Raw genomic sequence first — 22,524 nt, forward strand, 5'->3', positions numbered from 1 at the left:
GAAAGGAAGTTTAAATGATGAAGATTGGATTTATAGGATTAGGCATTATGGGAAAGCCTATGGTAAAGAATTTATTAAGTGCGGATAAAGAAGTCTATGTTAATGACTTAAATAAAGAAGCAGAATTAGAAGTTGTTCAATTAGGTGCAAAAGCAGTATCAATAGAAGAAATGACAAGAGAAGTGGATTACATGATTACAATGTTGCCTAATGGCGCAATCGTTAAATCAGTTCTTTATAGTGGGGAACATGCAATTCTTAATCAAACGGACTTGAAAGTGAAGTTGGTCATTGATATGAGTTCATTAACACCGAATGAATCAGTGGAAATTAATAAAGTAATGGGCGAGCGAGGTATTAAATATGTTGATGCACCTGTAAGTGGTGGAGAACCATTAGCGATTACTGGTGAATTAGCTGTCATGTTAGGTTGTGACGAATCAAGCTTAGATGAGATTAAAACAGTGTTGGCGCCAATTTCAGCTTCAGTAGTAAGAGTAGGAGATGTTGGTGCAGGCAGTGTCGTTAAATTAGCCAATCAAATTATTGTGAATACTAATATTGCTGCATTATCAGAAGCTGTTGTATTAGCGAAGAAATTTGATATTGATCTTAATGAAATGCATCAAGCCATTCAATCAGGGTTAGCGGGCTCAGCAGTAATGGAAGCGAAATTCCCTAAAATGATTGAAGAAGACTATCAACCAGGTGGTACATTGAATATTAATTTGAAAGATTTAAAGAATGTCGTATCGACTGCAGATACAGTTGGCTTAACATTGCCAGTTGTAAGTCAAATTAAAGAAATATATAAATCTGAAGTTGCAAATGGGAATGGCTTAAATGATCATTCTGGTATTATTCAGTATTTCGAAAAAATTAATAATTTGGGGTGATGAAAAGGTGTTAACACAAACGCATATAAATGAAAAAAAGAACGATTCAATAGATAAACGTTTAAACGAACTACAATATAAGATTATTGTTCTAGATGATGATCCAACAGGTACACAAACAGTTAAAGATTTACCAGTGTATACAGAATGGACGGAAGAATGGATTGAAGATGGTTTTCTTCAATCTAACAACATGTTTTATATTCTTACCAATTCTAGAGCTTTAAATGAAGAAGAGACAAAAATTTTACACCATGAAGTAAGCGCTAACATACAAAGCGTATCGAAAAAATTGAATCATCCTTATTTAATTATTAGTAGAGGAGATTCGACATTACGTGGTCACTTTTACTTAGAACCTAAAGTACTTAGTGAGTCAGCAGACCAAGTATTTGATGCAGTATTTTATATTCCAGCATTCTTTGAAGGGCATCGTTATACATTTAATGGTGTGCATTACTTAAAAGAAAATGAAGCATATATACCTGTATCTGAAAGTGAATTTGCGAATGATACAACGTTTGGCTTCAATTCTAAATCAATGAAAGCTTTTATTAATGAAAAAAGTAAAAACACAATTAATATAGAAGATATTTATCATATTTCATTAGATTTATTAAGAAAGAGAGACAAAACAGCAATCCATGCATTGTTTAATGAGTTATCTCATTTTGATCAAGTAGTTGTAGATGCGGTTAATGATGAAGATATGGATTTCTTCGTATCGTGTTTAACGTCTTATTTATTAGAGCACGACAAACGATTTATTTTTAGAACGGCGGCATCTTTTGTAAAAGCGATTTGTGAAACACCTGGAGAAATGATTAATTTAAGATCATATGAAGAAAATCAGCATGGTGGCATGATTGTTGTTGGTTCTCATGTGAAGAAATCGTCGGAACAGCTTGAGTATTTATTGAATCATACTCAGATTAAAGGAATTGAATTTGATGTGAAAGAAGTGATTAAACCATCACTTCCGCTATATATCATTGAAATGACAGAAAAAGTTGAGAGCTACATTGAGAATGGTCAAGATGTTGTTATATATACATCTCGAGATGTGATTAGAACAGAAGATTTACAAAACAATTTAAGCATTTCAACAACCATCTCAAATAGTTTAGTGACAATCGTTTCTCATTTAAAGATTCAACCTAAATTTATTATCGCGAAAGGCGGTATAACGTCTAGTGATGTAGCAACGAAAGGGTTACAAATTAAAAAAGCAACAGTCGTTGGTCAAATTACACAAGGTGTGCCTGTGTGGTTAACAGGTAAAGAAGCGAAGTACCATCACATGCCATATGTGATATTTCCTGGCAATGTAGGTGAAGCATCAACATTAAGCGAAGTTTATGAATTAAATAAATAATATATAAATAGAGATGAGGGATGATTATGTTTGGAGAATATTGGCCACTAGTGAGTGTCGTTATAGGGGTGCTTATATTACTTATACTGATTATGTACTTAAAATTAAATACCTTTATTGCTTTAATAATGACGTCGATGATTACGGGAATCATCTTAGGTATGCCACTAGATAAGATTGTAGAAACAGTTGAAAAGGGAATGGGCGATACGTTAGGTCATATTGCGATTATCTTTGGATTGGGCTCGATTTTAGGAAAGTTATTATCTGATGGTGGTGGCGCAACAAGAATTGCTGACACATTGATCAATACATTTGGTAAAAAATATGTGACATGGGCAATGATTATTGCATCATTTATTATAGGGATTTCATTATTTTTAGAAGTCGCATTTGTATTATTAATTCCTTTAGTATTTACTTTAGCTAAAAGAATGAAAATATCGAATTTACAGGTTGGGATTCCAATGGGGACTTCAATTGCTGTGACACACGGATTTTTACCGCCACATCCTGGACCAGTTGCGATTTCTGAAGCGGTAAATGCGAATATTGGACAAGTATTACTTTATGGGTTAATTATTGGAATACCGTTAGCAATTATTGTTGGTGGTACATTCCCTAAAATTGCGCGTGTTCTAGCACCTAGCGCATTTGAAAAAGAAGGTAATACAGCAAGTATTGGAAAGATGGCAACAATCGATCCTAATAAATTACCAGGATTCGGCATAAGTTTGTTAACGGCTTTATTGCCAGTTATATTAATGCTGTTTGCAACAGTAGTACAATTGATTACTGGACATGATCAAGGACCTACAAATTGGTTTGAATCTATTGTATTTTTACTAGGTTCATCAGTAAGTGCAATGCTTATAGCTGTGTTATTTGCCATTTACTCTATGGGTATTAAACAATCTAAGAATATGACAGAAATTACGAAGACTTTTGAGGAAGCTATTGGGCCAATCGCAATGTTACTGCTTATTATTGGTGGCGGTGGAACGTTTAAACAAGTATTAATAGATGGTGGAGTTGGAGATACAATTTCAACAATCTTCCACGGTACAAATATGTCACCAATTTTCTTAGCATGGTTAGCAGCTGCATTATTAAGAGTTGCTTTAGGATCTACTACAGTTGCAGCAATTTCTTCAGTTGGTATCGTCTTACCATTACTGACATCGTCTGATGTTAATATTTCATTAGTCGTATTAGCGATTGGGGCAGGTAGTATATTCTGTTCACATGTGAATGATGCAGGTTTCTGGATGTTTAAAGAATATTTTGGACTAACAATTAAAGAGACATTTTTAACATGGACATTGTTAGAATCTATCTTATCAGTACTCGGTCTAGTGTTTATTTTATTAGCTAATATGATGTTATAAATCAGCTGATCTTAATGTACAAATTCATCATTTACAGGTATGATGAAATCGAAATTAAACATTAAGGAGCATGCTTATGTGGGTAGATATTACACAATCATTAACAAACCGAATTGCTAATTGGCCTGGAGACGAGGCGTTTCATTTTAAATTGGCTGAAACAAAAGATGATAACGGAGTAGTCAATATAGGTAGTATTTCGACAACAACACATATCGGTACGCACATGGATGCACCGTTTCATTTTGATAATGAAGGAATAACGATAGATCAAATCGATGTGAACCGATTAATTGGAAAAGCAACACTCGTTGAATGTATAGGCGAAGATATCATTACAAAAGAAATGTTAATGGACAAGGCGATTAAAGGAACAATTATTATGATAAAAACGCAAGAGCGGGCGAACCCAGAAAGATTCCCAGAAGAAGTTCCTGCCTTAACCGAAGATGCAATCAACTATTTAGCGTCAATTGATATTAAAGTATTTGGAATTGATGTACCCTCTGTTGATAAAATAGCATCGACAACATTAGATAATCACCATACATTTCAAAAATGCGATATAATCAATATCGAAAATTTATTACTAGAAGATGTATCAGAAGGATATTATGACTTCATCGGCTTACCCCTAAAAGTCGTTGGAGCAGATGGATGTCCGATAAGAGCTGTTATATCTAGGATTTAAAAATGATTTGAAGAGAAGTTTATTTATTGATAGAAGATATCGTGCGATGAGGTATGAAACGCACGAAGACTTTGGATATCTCTAATCCCAACATTAAAGAAAGAGGCTGGGACATAATATATGTCTCAGCCGTTTTTAGTATCTTGGCAGTAGATGACTGAGTTGAAAATGCGCTTATATCAAGCTTTTTTCAACTCTAGTCATCCTTGCCGGGGCGGGACTACGAAATCTTTTTTTATAAATTAGATTTCTGTCCCGCTCCCTTTCTTCTATTAAATAGAATCTGTATGTTGTTTCTCAACCAATATCCATTTAGATAATATAAATGTGACGGGTATAGTTATAATAAGACCGACAAACGGAGCAAAGGTTTCATTAATATGTAGCCATTGTACAAAAACATATAATAACAATGTTTGTAATCCCATATTGACGACTTGTGTAAGTGGAAACTGTATAAATTTTTTAATCGTTGGTTGTACATGGTACACAAAATAACAATTTAAATAAAATGAAATAATAAAACTCACAACAAACCCAGTTAAATGACTGACGAGGTAATTAATATCTAATATTTTTAACATGAGCAGATAAACCCAGTAGTAGTTCACTGTATTTATACCGCCCACAATGATAAATCGGAAAATTTCACCGTACTTTTTGTACATATTTGTTTCTCCTTAATCGTGTTCTATTCTAGTGTGTCTGAATTTTAAAATGTTTTGATATTATTGTATACCCATAATGAGAAACGTACAAAGATAATGTGATTCTTTTTCAAAAATAAAAAAGCATTTGGATGCATAAATGTTTTATGCCCAAATGCTTTGTATTGATTAACTATTAGAAAGTTTGTCCTAATGATTTAGCGCGAGCTATACCATCAGCTTTGATTTCTTCTGCTTTTTCTGGTGAAGCATTATGACCTTCAACGATTAATCCGTCGAAATCAGTAATACCATAGAAGCCCATCATTTGACCAATGTAACGGTGTCCCATTTCTAATTCTGCTGCTGGACCTTCACTGTAGTATCCGCCACGTGCTTGGATATGAAGTGCTTTTTTGTCTGGTAATAAACCAACTGGACCTTCTGCAGTATATTTGAATGTTTTACCTGCTACTGATACTGAATCTAAGTATGCTTTCATAACTGGAGGGAATGAGAAGTTCCAGAATGGAGTTACGAATACATATTTGTCAGCTTGAATGAATTGATCACTTAATTCATTAAGACGTTGTACTTTACCTTGTTCGCCTTCTGATAATTCTTCAAATCCTTGACCTGATTGTAATTTACCCCAACCAGCAAATACATCTGCATCAATTTGTGGAATATATGAATTATATAAATCGATATGAACGACTTCATCGTTTGGATTTGTTGCTTTATAGCTTTCGATAAAAGCTTGAGCTGTTGCCATTGAGAATGATACTGTTTCATCATGTGGATGAGCTGTAATAAATAATACTTGTGACATATTAAAAATTCCTTCCTGTTATAAAAATTAAACTAACTATAATTATTATACTAAGTATTTTTTATAAATCAATAGGAATGCTTATGAAAAAAGTGAGATATTACACTTGAGCATCACGCTTAAACGAGACTTTTTCGGATTTTACTAGAAATCATATCGATCAGTGCGACCATGACAACTAAGCCAATCAGTATAATGCCTACACGATCCCATGTTCTTGTTTGAAGTGCAAATATGAGTGGTGTACCAATACCGCCTGCACCAATAAGACCTAGAATAGAAGCGGATCTTAAATTGAGTTCGAAACGATATAACACTAACGATAAATATGACGGTAATATTTGTGGCACAACAGCAAACATTAAAGTCTTAATAGAGTTTGCACCACTGGCCACGAGTGATTCAGTAGGGCTAAGGTCGAGATTCTCTAAATCTTCAGCAAATAATTTACCCATCATACCAATAGAATGTATACCGAGTGCAAGTACACCTGAAAATGATCCAGGTCCAACAGCTTTTATAAAAATAATAGCCATCACAATTTCAGGGAAAACTCTAATGACACTCAATACAAATTTACTGACACTTGAAACTGGCTTGTTTTTTACCATATTTTTAGCAGCGATAAAAGCAAATGGAATACAAATGATTGCTGATAAAAACGTACTAATCACAGCGATAGCAAATGTTTCGAGTAAACCTCGTAATAAGTCTTCACCTTCAGGAATATAAACATATGACCAGTCTGGGTGTATCAGTCCATCGATAATTGAACGGAGTATTGTACCTGATTGTGATTTGATCTCAAAAGCAGGAATACCAACGAATGCCCAAATTAATAAAATGACAATGATGATTGAGATTATCCAGCGACGAATGAGGTGTTTCTGTTGATAAGGTTGTTGAATTTCAAATTGTGTTTGTGTCATGTCAGACGTTCCCTCACTTTCGTACTTAATAAGTCAATCAACACAACGATAACAAGCGTTACCAGTATGATTGTTAATGTTTTCGGATATTGGAATAAACCTAATGTTTGATCATAATATAAACCAATGCCGCCCGCGCCAACTAAACCTAACACGGCCGCAGCACGTATATTAATTTCAAATGCATATAACACGTAAGACATGTATGGTGCAATCGCTTGAGGAATAACAGCATATGTTATCCATTTTATTTTGTTAGCACCAACAGCGGTCATGGATTCTAATGGCCCATCGTCTATACTTTCCAATGATTCATACATCAATTTGGAAATGATACTAATAGATAGAATAATAATCGCCAAAATACCAGGAATTTGTCCGATGCCGAAAATAGCAACAAATACTGCCGCTAATAATAAATCCGGTACAGTTCTGACGATATTTAAGATGAAACGACAAGGTATAGAAATCAAGCTTGATTTAATTACGTTATTAGCACAAACGATTGAAATGGGTATTGAAAGAATAGCACCGATAAAAGTACCAACAATAGCCATTCTGATCGTATCGAGCATCGGTTGTGTAATGCTTGAAAGATAACTTAAATCTGGCGGAAACATACTCTTAAACAGTTCGATCATTTGAGGCAAACCATACATTAAGTCTGCCAAACTAAATTTAGTATATAAAAAGCTCCAAATAACTAGTGCAATCACGATAATAACCGCAACGACTTGTTTAATTGATGAGCGACGTTGCATATAAGGGGCGAGATGATCTTGTTCATTCTCCATTTATTGCACCCCTAATCTTTCGTCATTTTTAATATGACGACCGTAAATTTCTGAGAAAGTATCATCATCAGCTTCTGATGTTGGGCCGTCAAAGACCAATTCTCCCGCGCGTAATCCAATGATACGAGAACCATAAGCGCGTGCTAAATCAACAAAGTGAAGATTGATAATAATTGTAATGCCGAGTTCTTCATTAATTCTCTTTAAATCATCCATGACTTGTTTTGTCGTTAAAGGGTCTAATGACGCAACCGGTTCGTCAGCTAATATAATAGAAGATTCTTGGCATAATGCACGTGCAATCGATATACGTTGCTGTTGCCCACCAGATAATTCATCAGAGCGACTATAAGCTTTCTCTAATATATTGACTCTATCTAATGCTTCTAAAGCTTTACGTTTATCTTCTTTAGGAAATAAACCTAATACCATCTTCCAAGTAGGGTGATAACCAACGCGACCACTTAGTACATTCCGAATGACAGACGATCGTTTTACTAAATTGAAATGCTGAAAAATCATACCAATATTTCGTCTCATATGTAATAAATCTTTGCCGGAAGCTTTTGAAATGGATTTTCCATCAATGGATATGTCACCTTCAGTAATATCGTGTAGTCGATTTATAGAGCGTAATAATGTAGATTTTCCGGCACCGGATAATCCTACAATGACCGCAAAATCACCTTTCTCAATATTTAAATTAATATTATCGAGCCCTTTATGACCATTTTTATATACCTTCGTTACATTTTTAAATTCGATTTGACTCATTTAAATCACCTTCCATTTAAATAAAAGCCCAACTCGCTAAATAGGGAGCTGAGCTTTTACATTAGTTTGATCAACTTTAAGATTATTTTTCGTTTTGATTCACTTTTTCACCATATTCACGTACGATATCAAATTGTTTATCTTTACTGTCAACGTAACCTTCGTGGCTGTATACTTCACTAATGATTTTGTGACCTTTTTTCGTTTTTGAGATATTTTTAAATGCCGTTTTTAATTTGTCACGCCATTTGTCATCCATATCACTACGAACAGAAATTGTATCGTTTGGAATTGGTTCAGTTAATTTCACAACTTCAGTATCTTTAAATACGTTTGGTTGGTCTTTTTTAACGATGTTACGTGCATCTTGGAATGTAACAGCGACATCTACATCACCATTCAACAATGCGATGATAGCTTGGTCATGTCCTTTAACGTTTGTAATTTCCATGTCTTTCATTGGATTAACGCCAGCATCTAGTAATTCAGCAACCGGATAAGTGTAACCAGCTGTTGATGATACATCTTGAAGTGCGATTTTCTTATCTTTCATATCCTTGAGTGATTTAATATCCGAACCTTTTTTCACAAGGAATTGTGCTTTATATTCATTAACTAACTTGTCATTATTTGAGCCATCTTTATTTACACCATATCGTTGTGCTTGTAATAATACGTCTGCAGCTTTTTGGTCATGTGCCAATGTGTACGCTGTTGGTGGTAAGAAACCAACGTCAACTTTTTTAGATTTCATTGCTTCAACAATTGTATTGTAATTCGTTGATACTGAAACTTTTACTGGAATATCTAACTCTTTAGAAAGTAATTTTTCTAATGGTTTTGCTTTTGCTTCAAGTGTATCTGCGTTTTGAGAAGGAACAAATTGAATCGTTAATGATTCAGGTTTGTATTTCTTGTCCTTTCCATCATTTGAAGATTTCGATTCTATACTTGATTCCCCGTTCCCACATGCTGCTAATACTAAAATCGCGCCTAATAAAAAAATCCATAAGCGGCTTAGATGTTTCTTTTCCCTCATAATTTTTACGCCTCCGACTATGTATAATAACTATCTACATGTAAAATGTTATCATAAGGAGAAGTCATATTTTATTTGAAATTGGTAAACTATGTAAATGTTTTGTTATATGTTTAAAGGGCTTACATATTATGTAACGATTATCGTAAGTTTCGGTTAATAAACATAAATGTGCATGTTTTTTGATTAGAATGGATTCATCAAAGAAAAGGGAGTGGCATAATGTCATATTTTAAAAAAATTGCGCTAGTCGGTTTTGTATCGATAGCTACATTGTCATCGCAATCAGCGTTCGCAAGTGAAGCACCAGTTATAGGCAGTGATACAGGAAGTGGAAAGGTATTAGTAGATAATACGCATGGACAAACAGCAGGCGCTGCAGATTGGGTGATTGATGGGGCTTTTTCTGATTATGCAAATTCAATTGCGCAACAAGGTTACCAAGTGTCGGAGTTGAGAGATTCTGCAGGCATCACGGCAGAACAATTAGATGGGACTTCAATATTAGTTATACCAGAAGCGAATATTCCATTTAAATCAACAGAACAACAAGCTATTTTAGATTACGTGAAGAATGGTGGAAGTGTGATATTTATATCCGATCACTATAATGCAGACCGAAATTATAACAGAATAGATTCTTCAGAGGTGATGAACGGTTATAGACGTGGGGCATATGAAGATATGACTAAAGACATGTCTGCAGCTGAAAAATCATCAGATAAAATGCAAGGTGTGACAAGTTCAGATTGGTTATCTCAGAACTTTGGCGTGAGATATAGATATAATGCATTAAATAATTTAAACGCAACGAACATCGTTCAAGGAGAAGAAGGACTTGGTTTAAGTGAAGGTGTACAATCCGTTTCTATGCATGCAGGATCAACAATTGCAGTAACTAATCCTAAAATTGCAAAAGGTATTGTCTATGTACCTGATAATCTTTCTTCAGCAGATAAATGGGGACATGCAGTTGATCAAGGTGTTTATAATGGTGGCGGTAAAGATGAAGGAGCATACATAGCCATATCTAAAGTAGGTAAAGGAAAAGCAGCCTTCATAGGTGATTCTTCGATGGTAGAAGACATTACACCAAAATATAAACGAGAAGATGATGGAAGTACAAAGAAAACGTATGACGGATTTAAAGAAGAAGACAATGGGAAAATGCTCAATAATTTAACAACGTGGTTAGGTAAAAAAGAAGATTATACGACTTTTGAAGCATTGAATATTCCATTAGATAAAGCAACACCATTACTAGATTTTGAAAAGCCAGAAAACAGTGTAGAACCACAAGCAGAACCATGGGCGCAACCGAAAGCAGGTTATGAGTGGTTTAACAGTGATACATTTGCGCCAGGTAGTTATGGTGGCCCAGCAGATTCAGATGGTGGTACAGATAACCCAGGAAATAGTAGTGGAACAGCAACTTTAGATTATCCAACTTCAGTCAAAAGTGGTGAAACCTTTAAAGTAACAACAACTTTAAGTGGATATGAAGCAAATACAACCGTGTCAGATTTAAAATTAGGTATGTATACTGATGGCGGCACGCAAATAGGTAAGATTGGTGTCGGTGATCAAGCAGGTAGCACATTTGGATATAGTGCACCAACTTCAGTAAAGACTGATGCGAATGGTAAAGGCGTTGTTACTTTTACAGTGCAAGTGAAAGATAGCGTTGCTGGAAGTGCAAATATAAGGTTGAAACAAGGTAGCACTAATGTTGTAACTGAAGCAGTAATAGTACAAAGTTAGTAAGTGGTTTTAAAAATAAGGCTGAGACGAAATGTCTCAGCCTTTAATATATAACTTTGAAATCCAAGATGTTTGGAATGTCTTCTACATGATATTTCTGTAGAAATTGAATAATAAGGTCGGCACCATCTGTTTGTATTTCTTGTATGATTTTAGATGCATCATACATTTCATATCCACCACCGCCAACTGATCTGTAGTTATTTAATATGATTTTATATGTTGCTTCTAGATTTAAAGGTTGTTCTTTGATGAAAATATCTTTGGCACGGTGTCCAACAGGTTGAGTAATATCAAACGTGTATGACATGCCACCGTACATATCGTAATTATAGTGTTGAGGCTTAGGTTCTGAGAATGCAGAACTGACCTTTAATGTTTGATCCTCAATTGAAAAATATGAAGCGGATCGTTCGAGTGCCGCCAATAAATCTGAACCTGATATTTCTAAAACATTAAATGTATTAGGGTAAGGATAATTGTTGATGACATCTCTCATTGTTACTTCACGACCAAATCCTGTTGCTGAGTCGAACAATGCTGTGGCTGAAATATCAGCATCACTGACTTCTAATTGAATATAATTCAATAAATTGATTAATGGATGTGGTTGTACTCTTGCTTGAAAAGTATCTTCCACATACATAGGTTCAGTGAGGTTCGTAATTTTTTGGTCTAGCCATTGATTGACATCATCGTTGATTTGTAATGATGTTTGATCTGTTTGAATAGTAGGATTTGTATCGTTCACGAATAATAATTCACTTTGTGAAGACTCAATTTGGTTTGTCGTTTCATTAATGATTAAGGTGATTTTACCGAGACAATCACCCTTTGAACCAGGTTGAATAATCGCGGTTTGATTGATGACCTCTGCGATTTCACGATGTTGATGACCAGTAATGAGTACATCGATATCTTCCAGTTCGTTCAATAGTGCATAACCTTCATTCTCTCCCGTTAATAATTCAGTAGGTTCACCTGTATGTATATCGCGTTCAAACCCGCCGTGATAGCAAACAATGACAACATCAGATTGAGCTTTTACTTCATCAATACGTTGTTGAGCTGTTTCTTTTGCAGAATGAAAAGTTAAATCCTTAATTGTCTCAGGTTGTTCCCAATTCGGTATGTATTGTGTCGTTAATCCGATAATACCTAATCGTGTACCGTTTTTATCAATATAAATCACATCATGCCCAGTAAAAGGATGATTGTCTTTCATGATATTTGCAGATAATACCGGAAAGTTAAATGACTGAAGCGTTTGATATAAGTACGGCAGGCCATAATTAAATTCATGGTTACCAATGACGCCAAAATCAAAACCAACACGATTATAAATATCGCTTAATACATTGCTTGATTGTAATTGAGTGTAAAGATAAGAAGTAAAAGGAGACCCTTGTAGAAAATCTCCGTTATCCATCACGATGACATGTTCATGTTGTTGCTTAATATCGCGAATCATTGTTTCTAATTTTAGTAGTCCTTTAGGTAAATCTTGATGTGCTTCTTGATAATCAGTTGGAAATAAATAACCATGAATATCACTTGTAGTTAAGATGACAATTTCCTTCATCACGAGAACCTCCTATAGTATGCATATCTTTCATTATAACAATTGATTGTCAGAACAATATGAAGGATGGATTAATTAATGGTAAAAGTGATAGATATTAAAGCGTGTCGGCATTTTTATGCGCATGCTTTCCGCGGGCATGTTCTCAGCCTGTAGTCTTTGAATCATGATTTTCCCGCAAGAGTCAGCGCAAAAAAATGTTGAACATTGCAAGTGGAGGTCGACAAGCAACATTGGAACGCTGAACATTGCAAGTGGAGGTCGACAAGCAACATTGGGGCGTTGAATGTTGCAAGTGAGGGTCGACAAGCAACATTGAAGCGTTGAATGTTGCAAGTGGAGGTCGACAAGCAACATTGAGCGCTTGAACATTGCAAGTGGAGGTCGACAAGCAACATTGAGGCGGTGAACATTGCAAGTGGAGGCTGACAAGCAACATTGAGCGCTTGAACATTGCAAGTGGAGGTCGACATGCAACATTGAGGCGGTGAACATTGCAAGTGGAGGTCGACATGCAACATTGAGCATGGCTAACGAGATAGTTCTGGAAAACAATCACGTTAGAAAATCTAACGAGATAGAAAGTAAAAACAATCTCGTTAGCGGGTAAATATCCGCGCAAAAGCCCGAATTAACTACAAAAAATGAGAAAATAAAGTGCTAACGAGATAGTTCTGGAAAACAATCACGTTAGAAAATCTAACGTGATAGAAAGTAAAAACAATCTCGTTAGCGGGTAAATATCCGCGCAAAAGCCCGAATTAACTATAAAAAATGAGAAAATAAAGTGCTAACGAGATAGTTCTGGAAAACAATCTCGTTAGAAAATCTAACGAGATAGAAAGTAAAAACAATCCCGTTATCTTCATTTTTGTTATAAATGTTTATCCACGGTCTGATTAAAGCGAATTATTCTTTTAAATATCGCCAAAGTGTTGTTCGACTTATATTTAATTGTTGTGCGGTCTTCGTTTGATTTCCGTTATTCTGTTCGAGTACATTCAATATAATTTCTCTTGTATAGTCAAATAATGTTGGTTGTGTCGACTGATTCATGGAATGGAAAGTTGATAATTGAACCATGGATACTTTATTAATAATTTCTTCGCGGTTAATAAGATCAGACACTTGTTGTGACGATATATAATGACTGTTTGAGTTAATAACGAGTTCTTTAATTGCACTTTGGAGTTGATTAAAGTTCCCTGGCCAGTCATATGAAATGAGCGTTTGTAAAGCATTGGGGTCAAATCCAATGATTTCTCTTCCGCATTCAATATTCACTTTATTTAAAATACGTGTTGCTAAAATACTTAATTCGCTTTTTCTTTCTCTAATTGAAGGTGCATAAATATTCGCGAAATCAAGTGTTTGAGATAATATTTGTAACTTTGAAGTATCGTTGGTTGCCTTTGAGTTATAAGTGAAAATAATTTGATTCGTTTGGATTAAATTCATTTCTTTTATTAATGATGTAAGACGCTCTAAATCTGTATTGTTCAGCTGTTCTATATTTTCAAAAAGAATAGTGTTGTTTAAATGAACTAACGGACCACTATCTGGATTAACTAAGTATCGCCAGAGTTTATCGTTCATGAGTTTACAGTCAATAGTAATAAGATAATTCGTATTGAGTTCTTGATTGAGATAAATATGATAAGCGATATTTCTTTTAGCTGTGCCTGACTCTCCGAACACTAGAAAAGAGTGGTAATAGGGTATTGCCTTTTTTATATCTTCTGAAGTTGTGTCAGATATAAATTGTTTGAACAGTAATTGCGTAGTGAAAATTTCCGAAATTGTATCGTGATTTTGATATTTAACGCCTAATTTGCTGTTTGGTTGAGGGATACTTTGTTCATAAATAAAACAGCTAAAGAATATAGATTGATCAATGGTGAATTGTTCAATTTGAATTTTAAATGATAGGTTTTGGTAAGTTACAAAATATTGATTGGATTGATTTACCGTTTTCTTTGAACGTAAATATTTAATTAAGAATTGCTCGAAAGAATGAGAGATATTAGTGTAATGAACATTAAATTGATGATCAAAAATGACGACTTGCTGATTTTGACTATTAAATGAATGTTCTAGTAAAGATTTTTTATGTTGAATTTTTTTGAGATATTCTACTGTATTGATTGCTTCTGATAAAGTGAGTTTAATACTTTCAACGCCTGATGTAATGAGAATCGTATTTAATGATTTGCTGAGTGCTAATTGGTTGGTGATGACATCACATAGTATCAGTTCATAAGATTGAGATGCTAAATCATCTAAAAATTGATTTGCTTCGTTATCATTTGTAATTGTAAGTATTTCAATTCGGTACCCCATAATATCACATATTAGGTGGGCTTTTTCAGTAATACTTGCGTAACCCACGATTGCAAAATTATCCGTATAATTCTCCGTTAAATGAATAGATTTTAAGATGTCATAAATTGAAATAGATACATCAAATACAGGAATATCAATAACTTCTTTAATAAGCTTCGCAGTTCCGCCTCTTGAAATTATGGCATCATATCCATTTTGGTACAGTTGCATAGCTAAAAGTTTACCTTCTTCTAAATCTGCCGTGAATACATCGAGTGTTATATTCGGAAATTGCTCTCCTACAGCATTCATGGATTGGTTTAATGCTTCATAAGGTGCAATACCTAATATCTTTATTTGGTTAGACATGCACATCACCCCTTTTTGAAAACGCTTTATCGTTCTATATATGAACGATTCTATCACATGGAAAATCAATAAACTATGAATTATTTGAAAATTGTTTAAATTTGAAACGATTATTTTAATTTTTAAGATATAAACCTGAAAAAGTAACTTTTATAATTAACACATGACATTAAAGGCGGTGAAATAATGTTGAAGTTGTTAGTTATAGCAGATGATTTTACAGGTGCATTAGACACAGGTGTTCAATTTTCTAAACAAGGTGCCAAGACTTTAGTATCAACTGAAGTGAATATTGATTATCAGAAGATATCTGACAGCGTTGAAGTGTTGGTAATAGATACTGAAAGTAGACATTTAGAATTTGAAGTAGCCTATAACATAATTAAAGATATTGTATTAAACGCAAAAAAAGAAAATATACCTTACATTTATAAAAAAGTAGATTCAGCTTTACGCGGAAATATTAGTGCTGAAATTAAAGCATTGGTGGACTATGGTAATCAAGAAGTTGTACCGTTCTTACCGTCATATCCAGAAATGAATCGTGTATTAGTGGATGGTCATTTGTACATTGATCAAGTTTTAGTATCTGAGAGTGTATTTGCTGAAGATCCATACGAACCAGTCACAGAAAGTAATGTGATGAAACGGTTAAAGGAAGAAGCGCATATTGAAGCTACATTGGTTAATGAGGAAGGACTCCCAATCGAGAAAAATGAAGTTTATGTTTTTGATGCGCGATCAAATGCAACATTAGACAAACATATGAAATGGCTAAATGATTCAGAGTCATTAAATATTTCAGTTGGTTGTGCAGGATTTGCAAACGTATTAGGGCAGCATTTGTTTCCTGATGGACGAAATAAAAATGAAGTCTTAGATAATCCCATAGTAGTGATATGTGGAAGTATCAATCCTATAACTCAAAAACAAGTCGAATATGTTGAACAGTTAGGATATCCAAGAATTTCATTATCAGGTAAGCAATTATTAGATATCAATCATTGGGATAGTAACAAGGGGCAAGAAGAAATAAATGCATATTTAGAATTAATAAATACCAATAAATTGATCGCTTTCGAGACATTTAGTGATCAAACAAGTAAAGAAATCGTTAATTATCGCAAACAATATCAATTAGAAGAAAGAGAAAGTCGTTTTAGAATCGGTGCGTCACTAGGTAAATTAACAGAGTTATTATGGATGAATCATCATCAAAATACCTTCTTATTTACTGGAGGAGATACGCTATATCAGTCAATGAAGATGCTAAATATTTCCGAAATAGAACCGATGACTGAAATCAGCTCTGGCGTTGTATTATCAACAATGGAATGGAACAAGCAACAAAGGAAAGTCATCACAAAATCAGGTGGTTTTGGAAAAGAAACTTTGTTTACTGAATTTATCGTATAGAGAAAAAATTTAGGAGGACGGTATAAATGGAGAATTATAATTTAAAAATGCCAAAGTCAGTACATGCAGGTGACCAAGCATTAGAACAATTAGAAAACATTATTAATAAAAACATCAAGAAAATTGTTATTTTCACTTCTGAAGGACTAATGAAACTGGGATTAACAACAGTGCCTATAGAAATAATCGAACGATTAGGTATAGATTACACCGTGATTACTGGTATTCCACCTGAACCAAGTTATATAGAAGCACAAGAAGCGATTGATAAGTTTAAAGAAGAAAATGCTGACTTTATTATTGCACTTGGCGGTGGGAGTATCATGGATGTCGCAAAGTTAGCGTCTCTACTTGATACAGATGAATACAGCGTTAAAGATTTATTAGATGATCCTTTACTCGCCAATAAACAAGTATCGAGTTTAATGATTCCTTCAACTGCAGGAACTGGCGCAGAAGCAACGCCGAATGCAATCGTTGGTGTACCAGAAAAAGATATCAAAATAGGTATCGTTAATCCAGAAATGATTCCTGATTATGTCATTTTAGATGGAAGAATGATTCAAAGTTTACCAACTTCAATTGCAGCTGCAACTGGTGTAGATGCATTGTGCCATGCGATTGAATGCTTCACATCAGAAAAAGCAAATCCTATAAGTGACACATTTGCATTAGAAGCATTGGATTTGATCATTAATAATATCATTGTTGCATGTAAAAACAATGATGCATTTGAAGAAAAAGGAAAAATGTTATTAGGTTCATTTTATGCAGGTGTCGCGATAACAGCATCGGGCACTACAGCAGTTCATGCACTTTCTTATCCGTTAGGTGGAAAATATCATATCGCTCATGGTGTATCTAATGCCATGTTATTAACACCGGTTATGAAGTTTAATGAACCAGCAATCAAAGACCTATTAGCAATCGCATATGACAGAGTAGTAAAAGAAGATCAACATTTACAAACAATAGATGAAAAATCAGCCTATATTATTAAAGAACTTGAATCAATTGTAACAGAGCTTAAGATACCTACATCTTTAAAGACATTTAATGTTCCTAAAGAAGATTTAGAAGGATTAGTTGAAGCTGGGATGAGTGTGACACGTTTACTTGTGAATAATAAACGTCCATTAACAGCTGAGGATGCACGCAATATTTATTTAGAAGTACTGTAATTTTCAAACAGAAAGGACAATCAAATTATGAAAAAAATAGGTATTACGATGGGGGATCCAGCAGGAATTGGCCCGGAAATATCAATCAAAGCTTTTAATGACAGTGCTTTATATGAAAGGTGTCATCCATTATTAGTGGGTGATCAAAGTGTAATAGAACATTATTTAATGAATCATCCAGAATTATCATTAAAAGTGAATGTCATCGATGATCCTAATGAAGGTAAGTATACATTTGGAACAATAGATTTAATCGATTTAAATCTAGTCGATATGCGTTCGTTCCAAGTTGGAGAAGTCTCTGAAGTAGGTGGCAACGCAGCATTTCAATATGTGAAAGAAGTCATTCGTTTAGCTTTAGATAAGAAGATTGATGCAACAGTGACGAATCCTTTAAATAAAGAAGCGATGAATTCAGCCGGTCACCATTACGCTGGTCATACTGAAATATATGCGGATTTAACAAATACAGAGAAATACACAATGATGTTAGCTGATGGAAATTTACGTGTCGTTCATGTATCAACACATGTTTCGTTAAGAGAAGCATGTGATCGTGCCACGAAACAACGCGTACTTGATGTCATACACATTGCGAATCAAGCGTGTAAAGATTTAGGTATTGCTGAACCACGAATCGCAGTAGCAGGATTAAATCCACATTGTGGAGAAAATGGATTGTTTGGTGATGAAGAAATTAATGAAATTAATCCAGCTGTGGAAGCGGCAAAATTAGAAGGAATAGACGTCTACGGTTCTTTACCAGCAGATACTTTATTCTCGAAAGCAAATGGTGGAATGTATGACATCGTAGTTGCGATGTATCACGACCAAGGGCATATCCCATTAAAATTATTAGGTTTTGTTTATGATCAGGAAAAACAAAATTGGAAAGCTGTCGAGGGCGTAAACATTACTTTGAACTTACCTATTATTCGAACATCTGTCGATCATGGTACTGCATTTGATCAAGCAGGACAATGGACGGCTAGTGAAGCAAGTTTAGTTAATGCAATTGATTATGCAATTCGATTAGCTGAAAACACAAATAAATAGTAGGAAGGTGAAATAGAATGTCCAAATTAAAAGTAGTTCGTCATTCTGAACCAAATGGAACGATGTATCGTGATGATTTCTTAAATATCGATTTCGGATTGATTCCTACGGGAGGTAATCAAACTGCACATGCACCAACACTTATCGAAACAAATGATGGTGGCATGTTATGTGCATGGTTTGCTGGAAGCTTTGAAGGAAGTGGCGATATCTCTGTTGTTGTTTCGAAATTAGATGCCAGTTCTGAAACGTGGTCAACGCCCGTGAAAGTTTCACAAGGAGAAGATAGAAGTGAACAAAATCCTGCATTTTTCAGAGCAACAAACGATGAAATATGGTTGATTTATACATCTCAAGTATCTCGTCAAGAAGGAAAAGATAATATGCAATTCACATCAATCGTCATGGTGCAAAAATCTATGGACGAAGGTCAAACATGGACGGATGCTGAAGTGCTGTTTGAAAGCGAGGGTACTTTTTCTAGACAAGCGATTCAAGTGCTTAGTAACGGACGATGGATATTTAGTACATGGTTATGTGAAGATGCAGCTGATGGATTAACCAATGATCCAACTGAGTTTCAAATATCTGATGATAAAGGCGAATCATGGAAAGCAGTTCGAATGCCTGATAGCAGTGGACGTGTCCATGCAAATGTTATAGAAGTTGAAGCGGGACATTTAATTGCTTTTATGCGTAGTCGTTTTGCAGATTATATATATAGAAGTGAGTCATTTGATTTCGGTGATACATGGACAATTCCTGAGGCGACTATTCTTCCGAACAACAATTCAAGTATCAGTGCAATTAAATTACATTCAGGAGAAATTGCATTAAGTTATAACTTGAATTCAGCACCACAAGCATCATTTGGCAATATTGCATGGCCAGGTTTAAGAAATCCAGTTGCAGTGTCAGTGAGTGAAGATTTTGGAAAAACATGGCCAATTGGTCGAATCTTTGAACAAGCTGAGGGATATTTCGGAACCGAGAATAAAACAAATAACGCTCAATATGAGTACCCAACATTGTATCAAGATAAAAATAAACGACTGCATCTTGTTTATGCATACAAAAATCGATTATGTGTAAAATATGTACGATTTAGTTTGGAAGATTTATATGGAACGAAGAGAGAATCAATCGGTCTTTATAATCCAACGTCTGGTGAAGGCGTATAACGTTATAAATAAGTAATATTGATTTAACAAAAGAGGAAAATTAAGGAGAGATATCAATGAAACCAATAGAATTAAAAGGGATTATAAGTCCAATTTTGACGCCAATGTTTGATGATGGAAGTATCAATTTAGATGAACTTAGATTACAAGTGGACCGTATGATTGCACATGGAATTCATGGCATATTTGCATTTGGTACAAATGGAGAAGGATATATTTTATCTGCCTCAGAGAAAAGGTCAGTATTAGAAACAGTAGTAGATCAAGTGAATGGTCGAGTGCCCGTATATGCTGGAACTGGTGCAATTTCAACACTAGAGACAATTGAACAAAGTACGATGGCCAAAGAGGTAGGTGCAGACGTTCTATCTATTATTACACCAAGTTTTGCAGCCGCTAGCCAAGAAGAATTATATATTCATTTCAAAGCAGTTGCTGAATCAGTAGATATGCCAATTGTTTTATACAACATACCTGCACGAACAGGAAATTCAATTGCACCGGAAACAGTTGCAAAGTTATCTAAAATTAAAAATATTGTTGGTGTTAAAGATTCTAGTGGTAACTTCTCCAATATTCTTGCTTATATTGAAGCTGGTAAAGAGAAAGATAATGGTGAATTTTATACTTTATCAGGGAATGATCAATTAATCACTTGGACATTAATGGCTGGAGGAACAGGTGGGATTGCAGGTTGTGCCAATGTATATCCTAAAACGATGGCCTCTATTTACGATTTGTTTATTTCGGGAGATATAGAAGGTGCGCGTAAAACAAACGAAAGTATTCAAACATTCCGATCTTGTTTTAAATACGGAAATCCAAATACAATCGTTAAAACAGCAACAGCTTTATTGGGACATAATGTTGGGCCTTGTCGAGCACCATTTAATCAAGTACCACAAGCAGGCATTGATGCCTTGAAATCAGTACTAAACGATAATCAATCCAAAAATATGCATTAATTCGCTGGGGTTTAAGGGATTAAAAGTGGAGGGGATAGTATGACTGTAGAAATGATTATTACATTAGCAATTACAGTAGTCATGATTGTACTAATAATGATAGATAAAATACCTTTCGGTGCAGCGCCACTATTTGCGTGTTTACTGTTAGTTATATTTGGAATTACGGATATTAAAGGGGCATTTGCAGGATTTTCGAATTCAACTGTTATCATGTTAGCAGAATTTATGGCAATTATAGCGGCGTTACAGAAGACGAATTTTATTACAGCATTTAAAAATGCGATGTTTTCAATGGCAGATAAAGGTGGGTTTAAATCTTATTTGCTCATTATCTTGATTGTTATGTTGGGATGTAGTCTATTTGGTACAGGGTCAACAGCATATTATGTGTTAACAATAGGTTTGTTATCTACGTTACCTTATACAAAGAAATTACCACCATCAAAAGTGATTATGACAGCTGGATTTGCAGCTAATCATCCACTCATACCATTCAATACTGCGTTACAATATGGTATTGTCATAGCTGTTTTAAACTCAGTAGGTGAATCAATTAATGTTTCGGTATTTAAGTTTGCGATTGTAAATTTATTTTTAACGATTGGTTTTCTGGTAAATTGTATTATTCAATATAAATTCTTACCAGATCATCCAATTGCAGATACAAGTACAAAGGATATTAAATTACAAGAAAATGAAAGCGTTTCCGATAAGATGCCGAAATGGAAAGAATACATCACATACGGTGCGTTTGCCTTCGCTGTAGTAGGAATGTTGTTACAAAGTAAAATTGGTGATGCAGGGTATGCGATGGCAGGGCTATCAGTAGCAGTGATACTTATGTTTGGTATTTTGAGCTTTACAGAAATTAGAGATGCATTAAGTGCACCAATTATTTTACTTACTGCAGGTGTGATAGGCGTTGCTAATGCACTGGGAAGTACAGGATTAACGAAATTAGTAGGGACATCTGTTGCAGATTTGCTAGGTAATAATGTAAATGCATTTGTAATGATATTGGTGTTCTGTATTTTGACAAGTTTATTAGCGACGTTGACTGGTTCAACAATAGGGACCGTATATGTCATAGCACCTTTAGCAATAACAATTTGTACAGGTTTAGGATTAGATCCAACAGCAGCTGTTTGCGCGATTGTCATTTCGGGATGGTGTGGTCATTTCTTACCAATTGATGGTATGCCAGCGATGGTATTAGGATATGGTAAATATACTGCCGCCCAATTTTGGAAATTCACTATTCCTCAATATTTTATAAGACTTGTATTTTTAACAGCAGGTGCGCTATTAATGTTCCCTGTGTAA

The 22,524-nt window shown here is 34.7% G+C and carries 19 protein-coding genes; 11 read left to right on the plus strand and 8 right to left on the minus strand.

Translation table 11 applies throughout. The features are described 5' to 3' along the window. Window positions 1-14 precede the first annotated feature (14 nt). The 4 genes from P3U32_RS01560 (at window position 15) to P3U32_RS01575 (ending at window position 4,350) form a co-directional block, all read left to right on the plus strand. On the plus strand, window positions 15-896 hold the full coding sequence (locus tag P3U32_RS01560; RefSeq protein WP_323703852.1) for an NAD(P)-binding domain-containing protein: 882 nt from the start codon (window positions 15-17) through the stop codon (window positions 894-896). A 7-nt stretch (window positions 897-903) separates the two neighbouring features. Continuing rightward, a complete protein-coding gene (locus P3U32_RS01565; protein WP_323703853.1) occupies window positions 904-2,271 on the plus strand; it encodes a four-carbon acid sugar kinase family protein in 1,368 nt (455 codons plus the stop codon). Between the two features lie 26 nt (window positions 2,272-2,297). Beyond that, a complete protein-coding gene (locus tag P3U32_RS01570) occupies window positions 2,298-3,659 on the plus strand; it encodes a gluconate:H+ symporter (RefSeq protein WP_323703854.1) in 1,362 nt (453 codons plus the stop codon). A 76-nt stretch (window positions 3,660-3,735) separates the two neighbouring features. Beyond that, window positions 3,736-4,350 carry a cyclase family protein gene (locus P3U32_RS01575; protein WP_323703855.1) on the plus strand — a complete coding sequence of 205 codons (615 nt, stop codon included), beginning with the start codon at window positions 3,736-3,738 and terminating at the stop codon, window positions 4,348-4,350. Between the two features lie 272 nt (window positions 4,351-4,622). On the opposite strand, the gene P3U32_RS01580 is transcribed toward P3U32_RS01575, so the two are convergent. The 6 genes from P3U32_RS01580 to P3U32_RS01605 all read right to left on the minus strand — a co-directional run bounded on the left by P3U32_RS01580 (window position 4,623) and on the right by P3U32_RS01605 (window position 9,365). After that, entirely contained in the window at window positions 4,623-5,018 is a 396-nt protein-coding gene (locus P3U32_RS01580) for a GtrA family protein (protein ID WP_323703856.1), read from the minus strand. Window positions 5,019-5,193: 175 nt separating this feature from the next. Further along, window positions 5,194-5,829, minus strand: coding sequence for an FMN-dependent NADH-azoreductase (locus P3U32_RS01585; RefSeq protein WP_323703857.1), 636 nt, complete (start codon window positions 5,827-5,829; stop codon window positions 5,194-5,196). A gap of 119 nt (window positions 5,830-5,948) precedes the next feature. Next, window positions 5,949-6,758: a phosphonate ABC transporter, permease protein PhnE gene (gene phnE, locus P3U32_RS01590; protein WP_323703858.1), complete on the minus strand. Its 810-nt coding sequence runs from the start codon at window positions 6,756-6,758 to the stop codon at window positions 5,949-5,951. Then, complete coding sequence (gene phnE / locus P3U32_RS01595; RefSeq protein ID WP_416361239.1) at window positions 6,755-7,519, minus strand: phosphonate ABC transporter, permease protein PhnE; 765 nt, start codon at window positions 7,517-7,519, stop codon at window positions 6,755-6,757. The genes phnE (P3U32_RS01590) and phnE (P3U32_RS01595) overlap by 4 nt, the downstream gene beginning before the upstream one ends. 33 nt (window positions 7,520-7,552) lie before the next feature. Continuing rightward, complete coding sequence (gene phnC / locus P3U32_RS01600) at window positions 7,553-8,326, minus strand: phosphonate ABC transporter ATP-binding protein (protein ID WP_323703860.1); 774 nt, start codon at window positions 8,324-8,326, stop codon at window positions 7,553-7,555. Between the two features lie 82 nt (window positions 8,327-8,408). Beyond that, the gene (locus tag P3U32_RS01605) at window positions 8,409-9,365 is read right to left on the minus strand and encodes a phosphate/phosphite/phosphonate ABC transporter substrate-binding protein (RefSeq protein WP_323703861.1); all 957 of its coding nucleotides are present in this window, start codon (window positions 9,363-9,365) and stop codon (window positions 8,409-8,411) included. A gap of 222 nt (window positions 9,366-9,587) precedes the next feature. Here P3U32_RS01605 and P3U32_RS01610 point away from each other — a divergent pair, with 222 nt between their 5' ends. After that, window positions 9,588-11,126, plus strand: a complete 1,539-nt coding sequence (locus P3U32_RS01610) for a DNA-binding protein (RefSeq protein ID WP_323703863.1) — start codon at window positions 9,588-9,590, stop codon at window positions 11,124-11,126. Window positions 11,127-11,169: 43 nt separating this feature from the next. Here P3U32_RS01610 and P3U32_RS01615 read toward each other — a convergent pair whose 3' ends face one another. Continuing rightward, on the minus strand, window positions 11,170-12,708 hold the full coding sequence (locus P3U32_RS01615) for a bifunctional metallophosphatase/5'-nucleotidase (protein WP_323703864.1): 1,539 nt from the start codon (window positions 12,706-12,708) through the stop codon (window positions 11,170-11,172). Window positions 12,709-13,617: 909 nt separating this feature from the next. Further along, window positions 13,618-15,399: a sigma-54-dependent Fis family transcriptional regulator gene (locus tag P3U32_RS01620; RefSeq protein WP_323703865.1), complete on the minus strand. Its 1,782-nt coding sequence runs from the start codon at window positions 15,397-15,399 to the stop codon at window positions 13,618-13,620. 186 nt (window positions 15,400-15,585) lie between these two features. Here P3U32_RS01620 and P3U32_RS01625 point away from each other — a divergent pair, with 186 nt between their 5' ends. Genes P3U32_RS01625 through P3U32_RS01650 form a run of 6 tightly spaced genes read left to right on the plus strand, consistent with a single transcriptional unit; the run spans window position 15,586 to window position 22,524 of the window. After that, window positions 15,586-16,815 (plus strand): four-carbon acid sugar kinase family protein, encoded by a 1,230-nt coding sequence (locus tag P3U32_RS01625; RefSeq protein WP_323703866.1) that lies wholly within the window; start codon window positions 15,586-15,588, stop codon window positions 16,813-16,815. A gap of 26 nt (window positions 16,816-16,841) precedes the next feature. Continuing rightward, a complete protein-coding gene (locus P3U32_RS01630) occupies window positions 16,842-17,996 on the plus strand; it encodes an iron-containing alcohol dehydrogenase (protein WP_323703867.1) in 1,155 nt (384 codons plus the stop codon). Window positions 17,997-18,023: 27 nt separating this feature from the next. Next, window positions 18,024-19,052 carry a 4-hydroxythreonine-4-phosphate dehydrogenase PdxA gene (pdxA, locus tag P3U32_RS01635; RefSeq protein WP_416361231.1) on the plus strand — a complete coding sequence of 343 codons (1,029 nt, stop codon included), beginning with the start codon at window positions 18,024-18,026 and terminating at the stop codon, window positions 19,050-19,052. A gap of 17 nt (window positions 19,053-19,069) precedes the next feature. Further along, window positions 19,070-20,233 carry a sialidase family protein gene (locus P3U32_RS01640; RefSeq protein WP_323703868.1) on the plus strand — a complete coding sequence of 388 codons (1,164 nt, stop codon included), beginning with the start codon at window positions 19,070-19,072 and terminating at the stop codon, window positions 20,231-20,233. A gap of 56 nt (window positions 20,234-20,289) precedes the next feature. Beyond that, window positions 20,290-21,198 carry a 4-hydroxy-tetrahydrodipicolinate synthase gene (gene dapA, locus P3U32_RS01645; RefSeq protein ID WP_323703869.1) on the plus strand — a complete coding sequence of 303 codons (909 nt, stop codon included), beginning with the start codon at window positions 20,290-20,292 and terminating at the stop codon, window positions 21,196-21,198. A gap of 39 nt (window positions 21,199-21,237) precedes the next feature. After that, a complete protein-coding gene (locus P3U32_RS01650; protein WP_323703870.1) occupies window positions 21,238-22,524 on the plus strand; it encodes an SLC13 family permease in 1,287 nt (428 codons plus the stop codon).

This window comes from Mammaliicoccus sp. Dog046, assembly GCF_034039665.1.
In the GTDB taxonomy this organism is placed as follows: domain Bacteria; phylum Bacillota; class Bacilli; order Staphylococcales; family Staphylococcaceae; genus Mammaliicoccus.

What these genes read in the sequence shown, in the direction of transcription:
- P3U32_RS01605 (WP_323703861.1), bottom strand. Translation starts at nt 9,365, where the DNA reads ATGAGGGAAAAGAAACATCTAAGCCGCTTATGGATTTTTTTATTAGGC.
- phnC (WP_323703860.1), bottom strand. Translation starts at nt 8,326, where the DNA reads ATGAGTCAAATCGAATTTAAAAATGTAACGAAGGTATATAAAAATGGT.
- P3U32_RS01585 (WP_323703857.1), bottom strand. Translation starts at nt 5,829, where the DNA reads ATGTCACAAGTATTATTTATTACAGCTCATCCACATGATGAAACAGTA.
- phnE (WP_323703858.1), bottom strand. Translation starts at nt 6,758, where the DNA reads ATGACACAAACACAATTTGAAATTCAACAACCTTATCAACAGAAACAC.
- pdxA (WP_416361231.1), top strand. Translation starts at nt 18,024, where the DNA reads ATGAAAAAAATAGGTATTACGATGGGGGATCCAGCAGGAATTGGCCCG.
- phnE (WP_416361239.1), bottom strand. Translation starts at nt 7,519, where the DNA reads ATGCAACGTCGCTCATCAATTAAACAAGTCGTTGCGGTTATTATCGTG.
- P3U32_RS01620 (WP_323703865.1), bottom strand. Translation starts at nt 15,399, where the DNA reads ATGTCTAACCAAATAAAGATATTAGGTATTGCACCTTATGAAGCATTA.
- P3U32_RS01580 (WP_323703856.1), bottom strand. Translation starts at nt 5,018, where the DNA reads ATGTACAAAAAGTACGGTGAAATTTTCCGATTTATCATTGTGGGCGGT.
- P3U32_RS01560 (WP_323703852.1), top strand. Translation starts at nt 15, where the DNA reads ATGATGAAGATTGGATTTATAGGATTAGGCATTATGGGAAAGCCTATG.
- dapA (WP_323703869.1), top strand. Translation starts at nt 20,290, where the DNA reads ATGAAACCAATAGAATTAAAAGGGATTATAAGTCCAATTTTGACGCCA.
- P3U32_RS01630 (WP_323703867.1), top strand. Translation starts at nt 16,842, where the DNA reads ATGGAGAATTATAATTTAAAAATGCCAAAGTCAGTACATGCAGGTGAC.
- P3U32_RS01650 (WP_323703870.1), top strand. Translation starts at nt 21,238, where the DNA reads ATGACTGTAGAAATGATTATTACATTAGCAATTACAGTAGTCATGATT.
- P3U32_RS01615 (WP_323703864.1), bottom strand. Translation starts at nt 12,708, where the DNA reads ATGAAGGAAATTGTCATCTTAACTACAAGTGATATTCATGGTTATTTA.
- P3U32_RS01610 (WP_323703863.1), top strand. Translation starts at nt 9,588, where the DNA reads ATGTCATATTTTAAAAAAATTGCGCTAGTCGGTTTTGTATCGATAGCT.
- P3U32_RS01640 (WP_323703868.1), top strand. Translation starts at nt 19,070, where the DNA reads ATGTCCAAATTAAAAGTAGTTCGTCATTCTGAACCAAATGGAACGATG.
- P3U32_RS01625 (WP_323703866.1), top strand. Translation starts at nt 15,586, where the DNA reads ATGTTGAAGTTGTTAGTTATAGCAGATGATTTTACAGGTGCATTAGAC.
- P3U32_RS01570 (WP_323703854.1), top strand. Translation starts at nt 2,298, where the DNA reads ATGTTTGGAGAATATTGGCCACTAGTGAGTGTCGTTATAGGGGTGCTT.
- P3U32_RS01575 (WP_323703855.1), top strand. Translation starts at nt 3,736, where the DNA reads ATGTGGGTAGATATTACACAATCATTAACAAACCGAATTGCTAATTGG.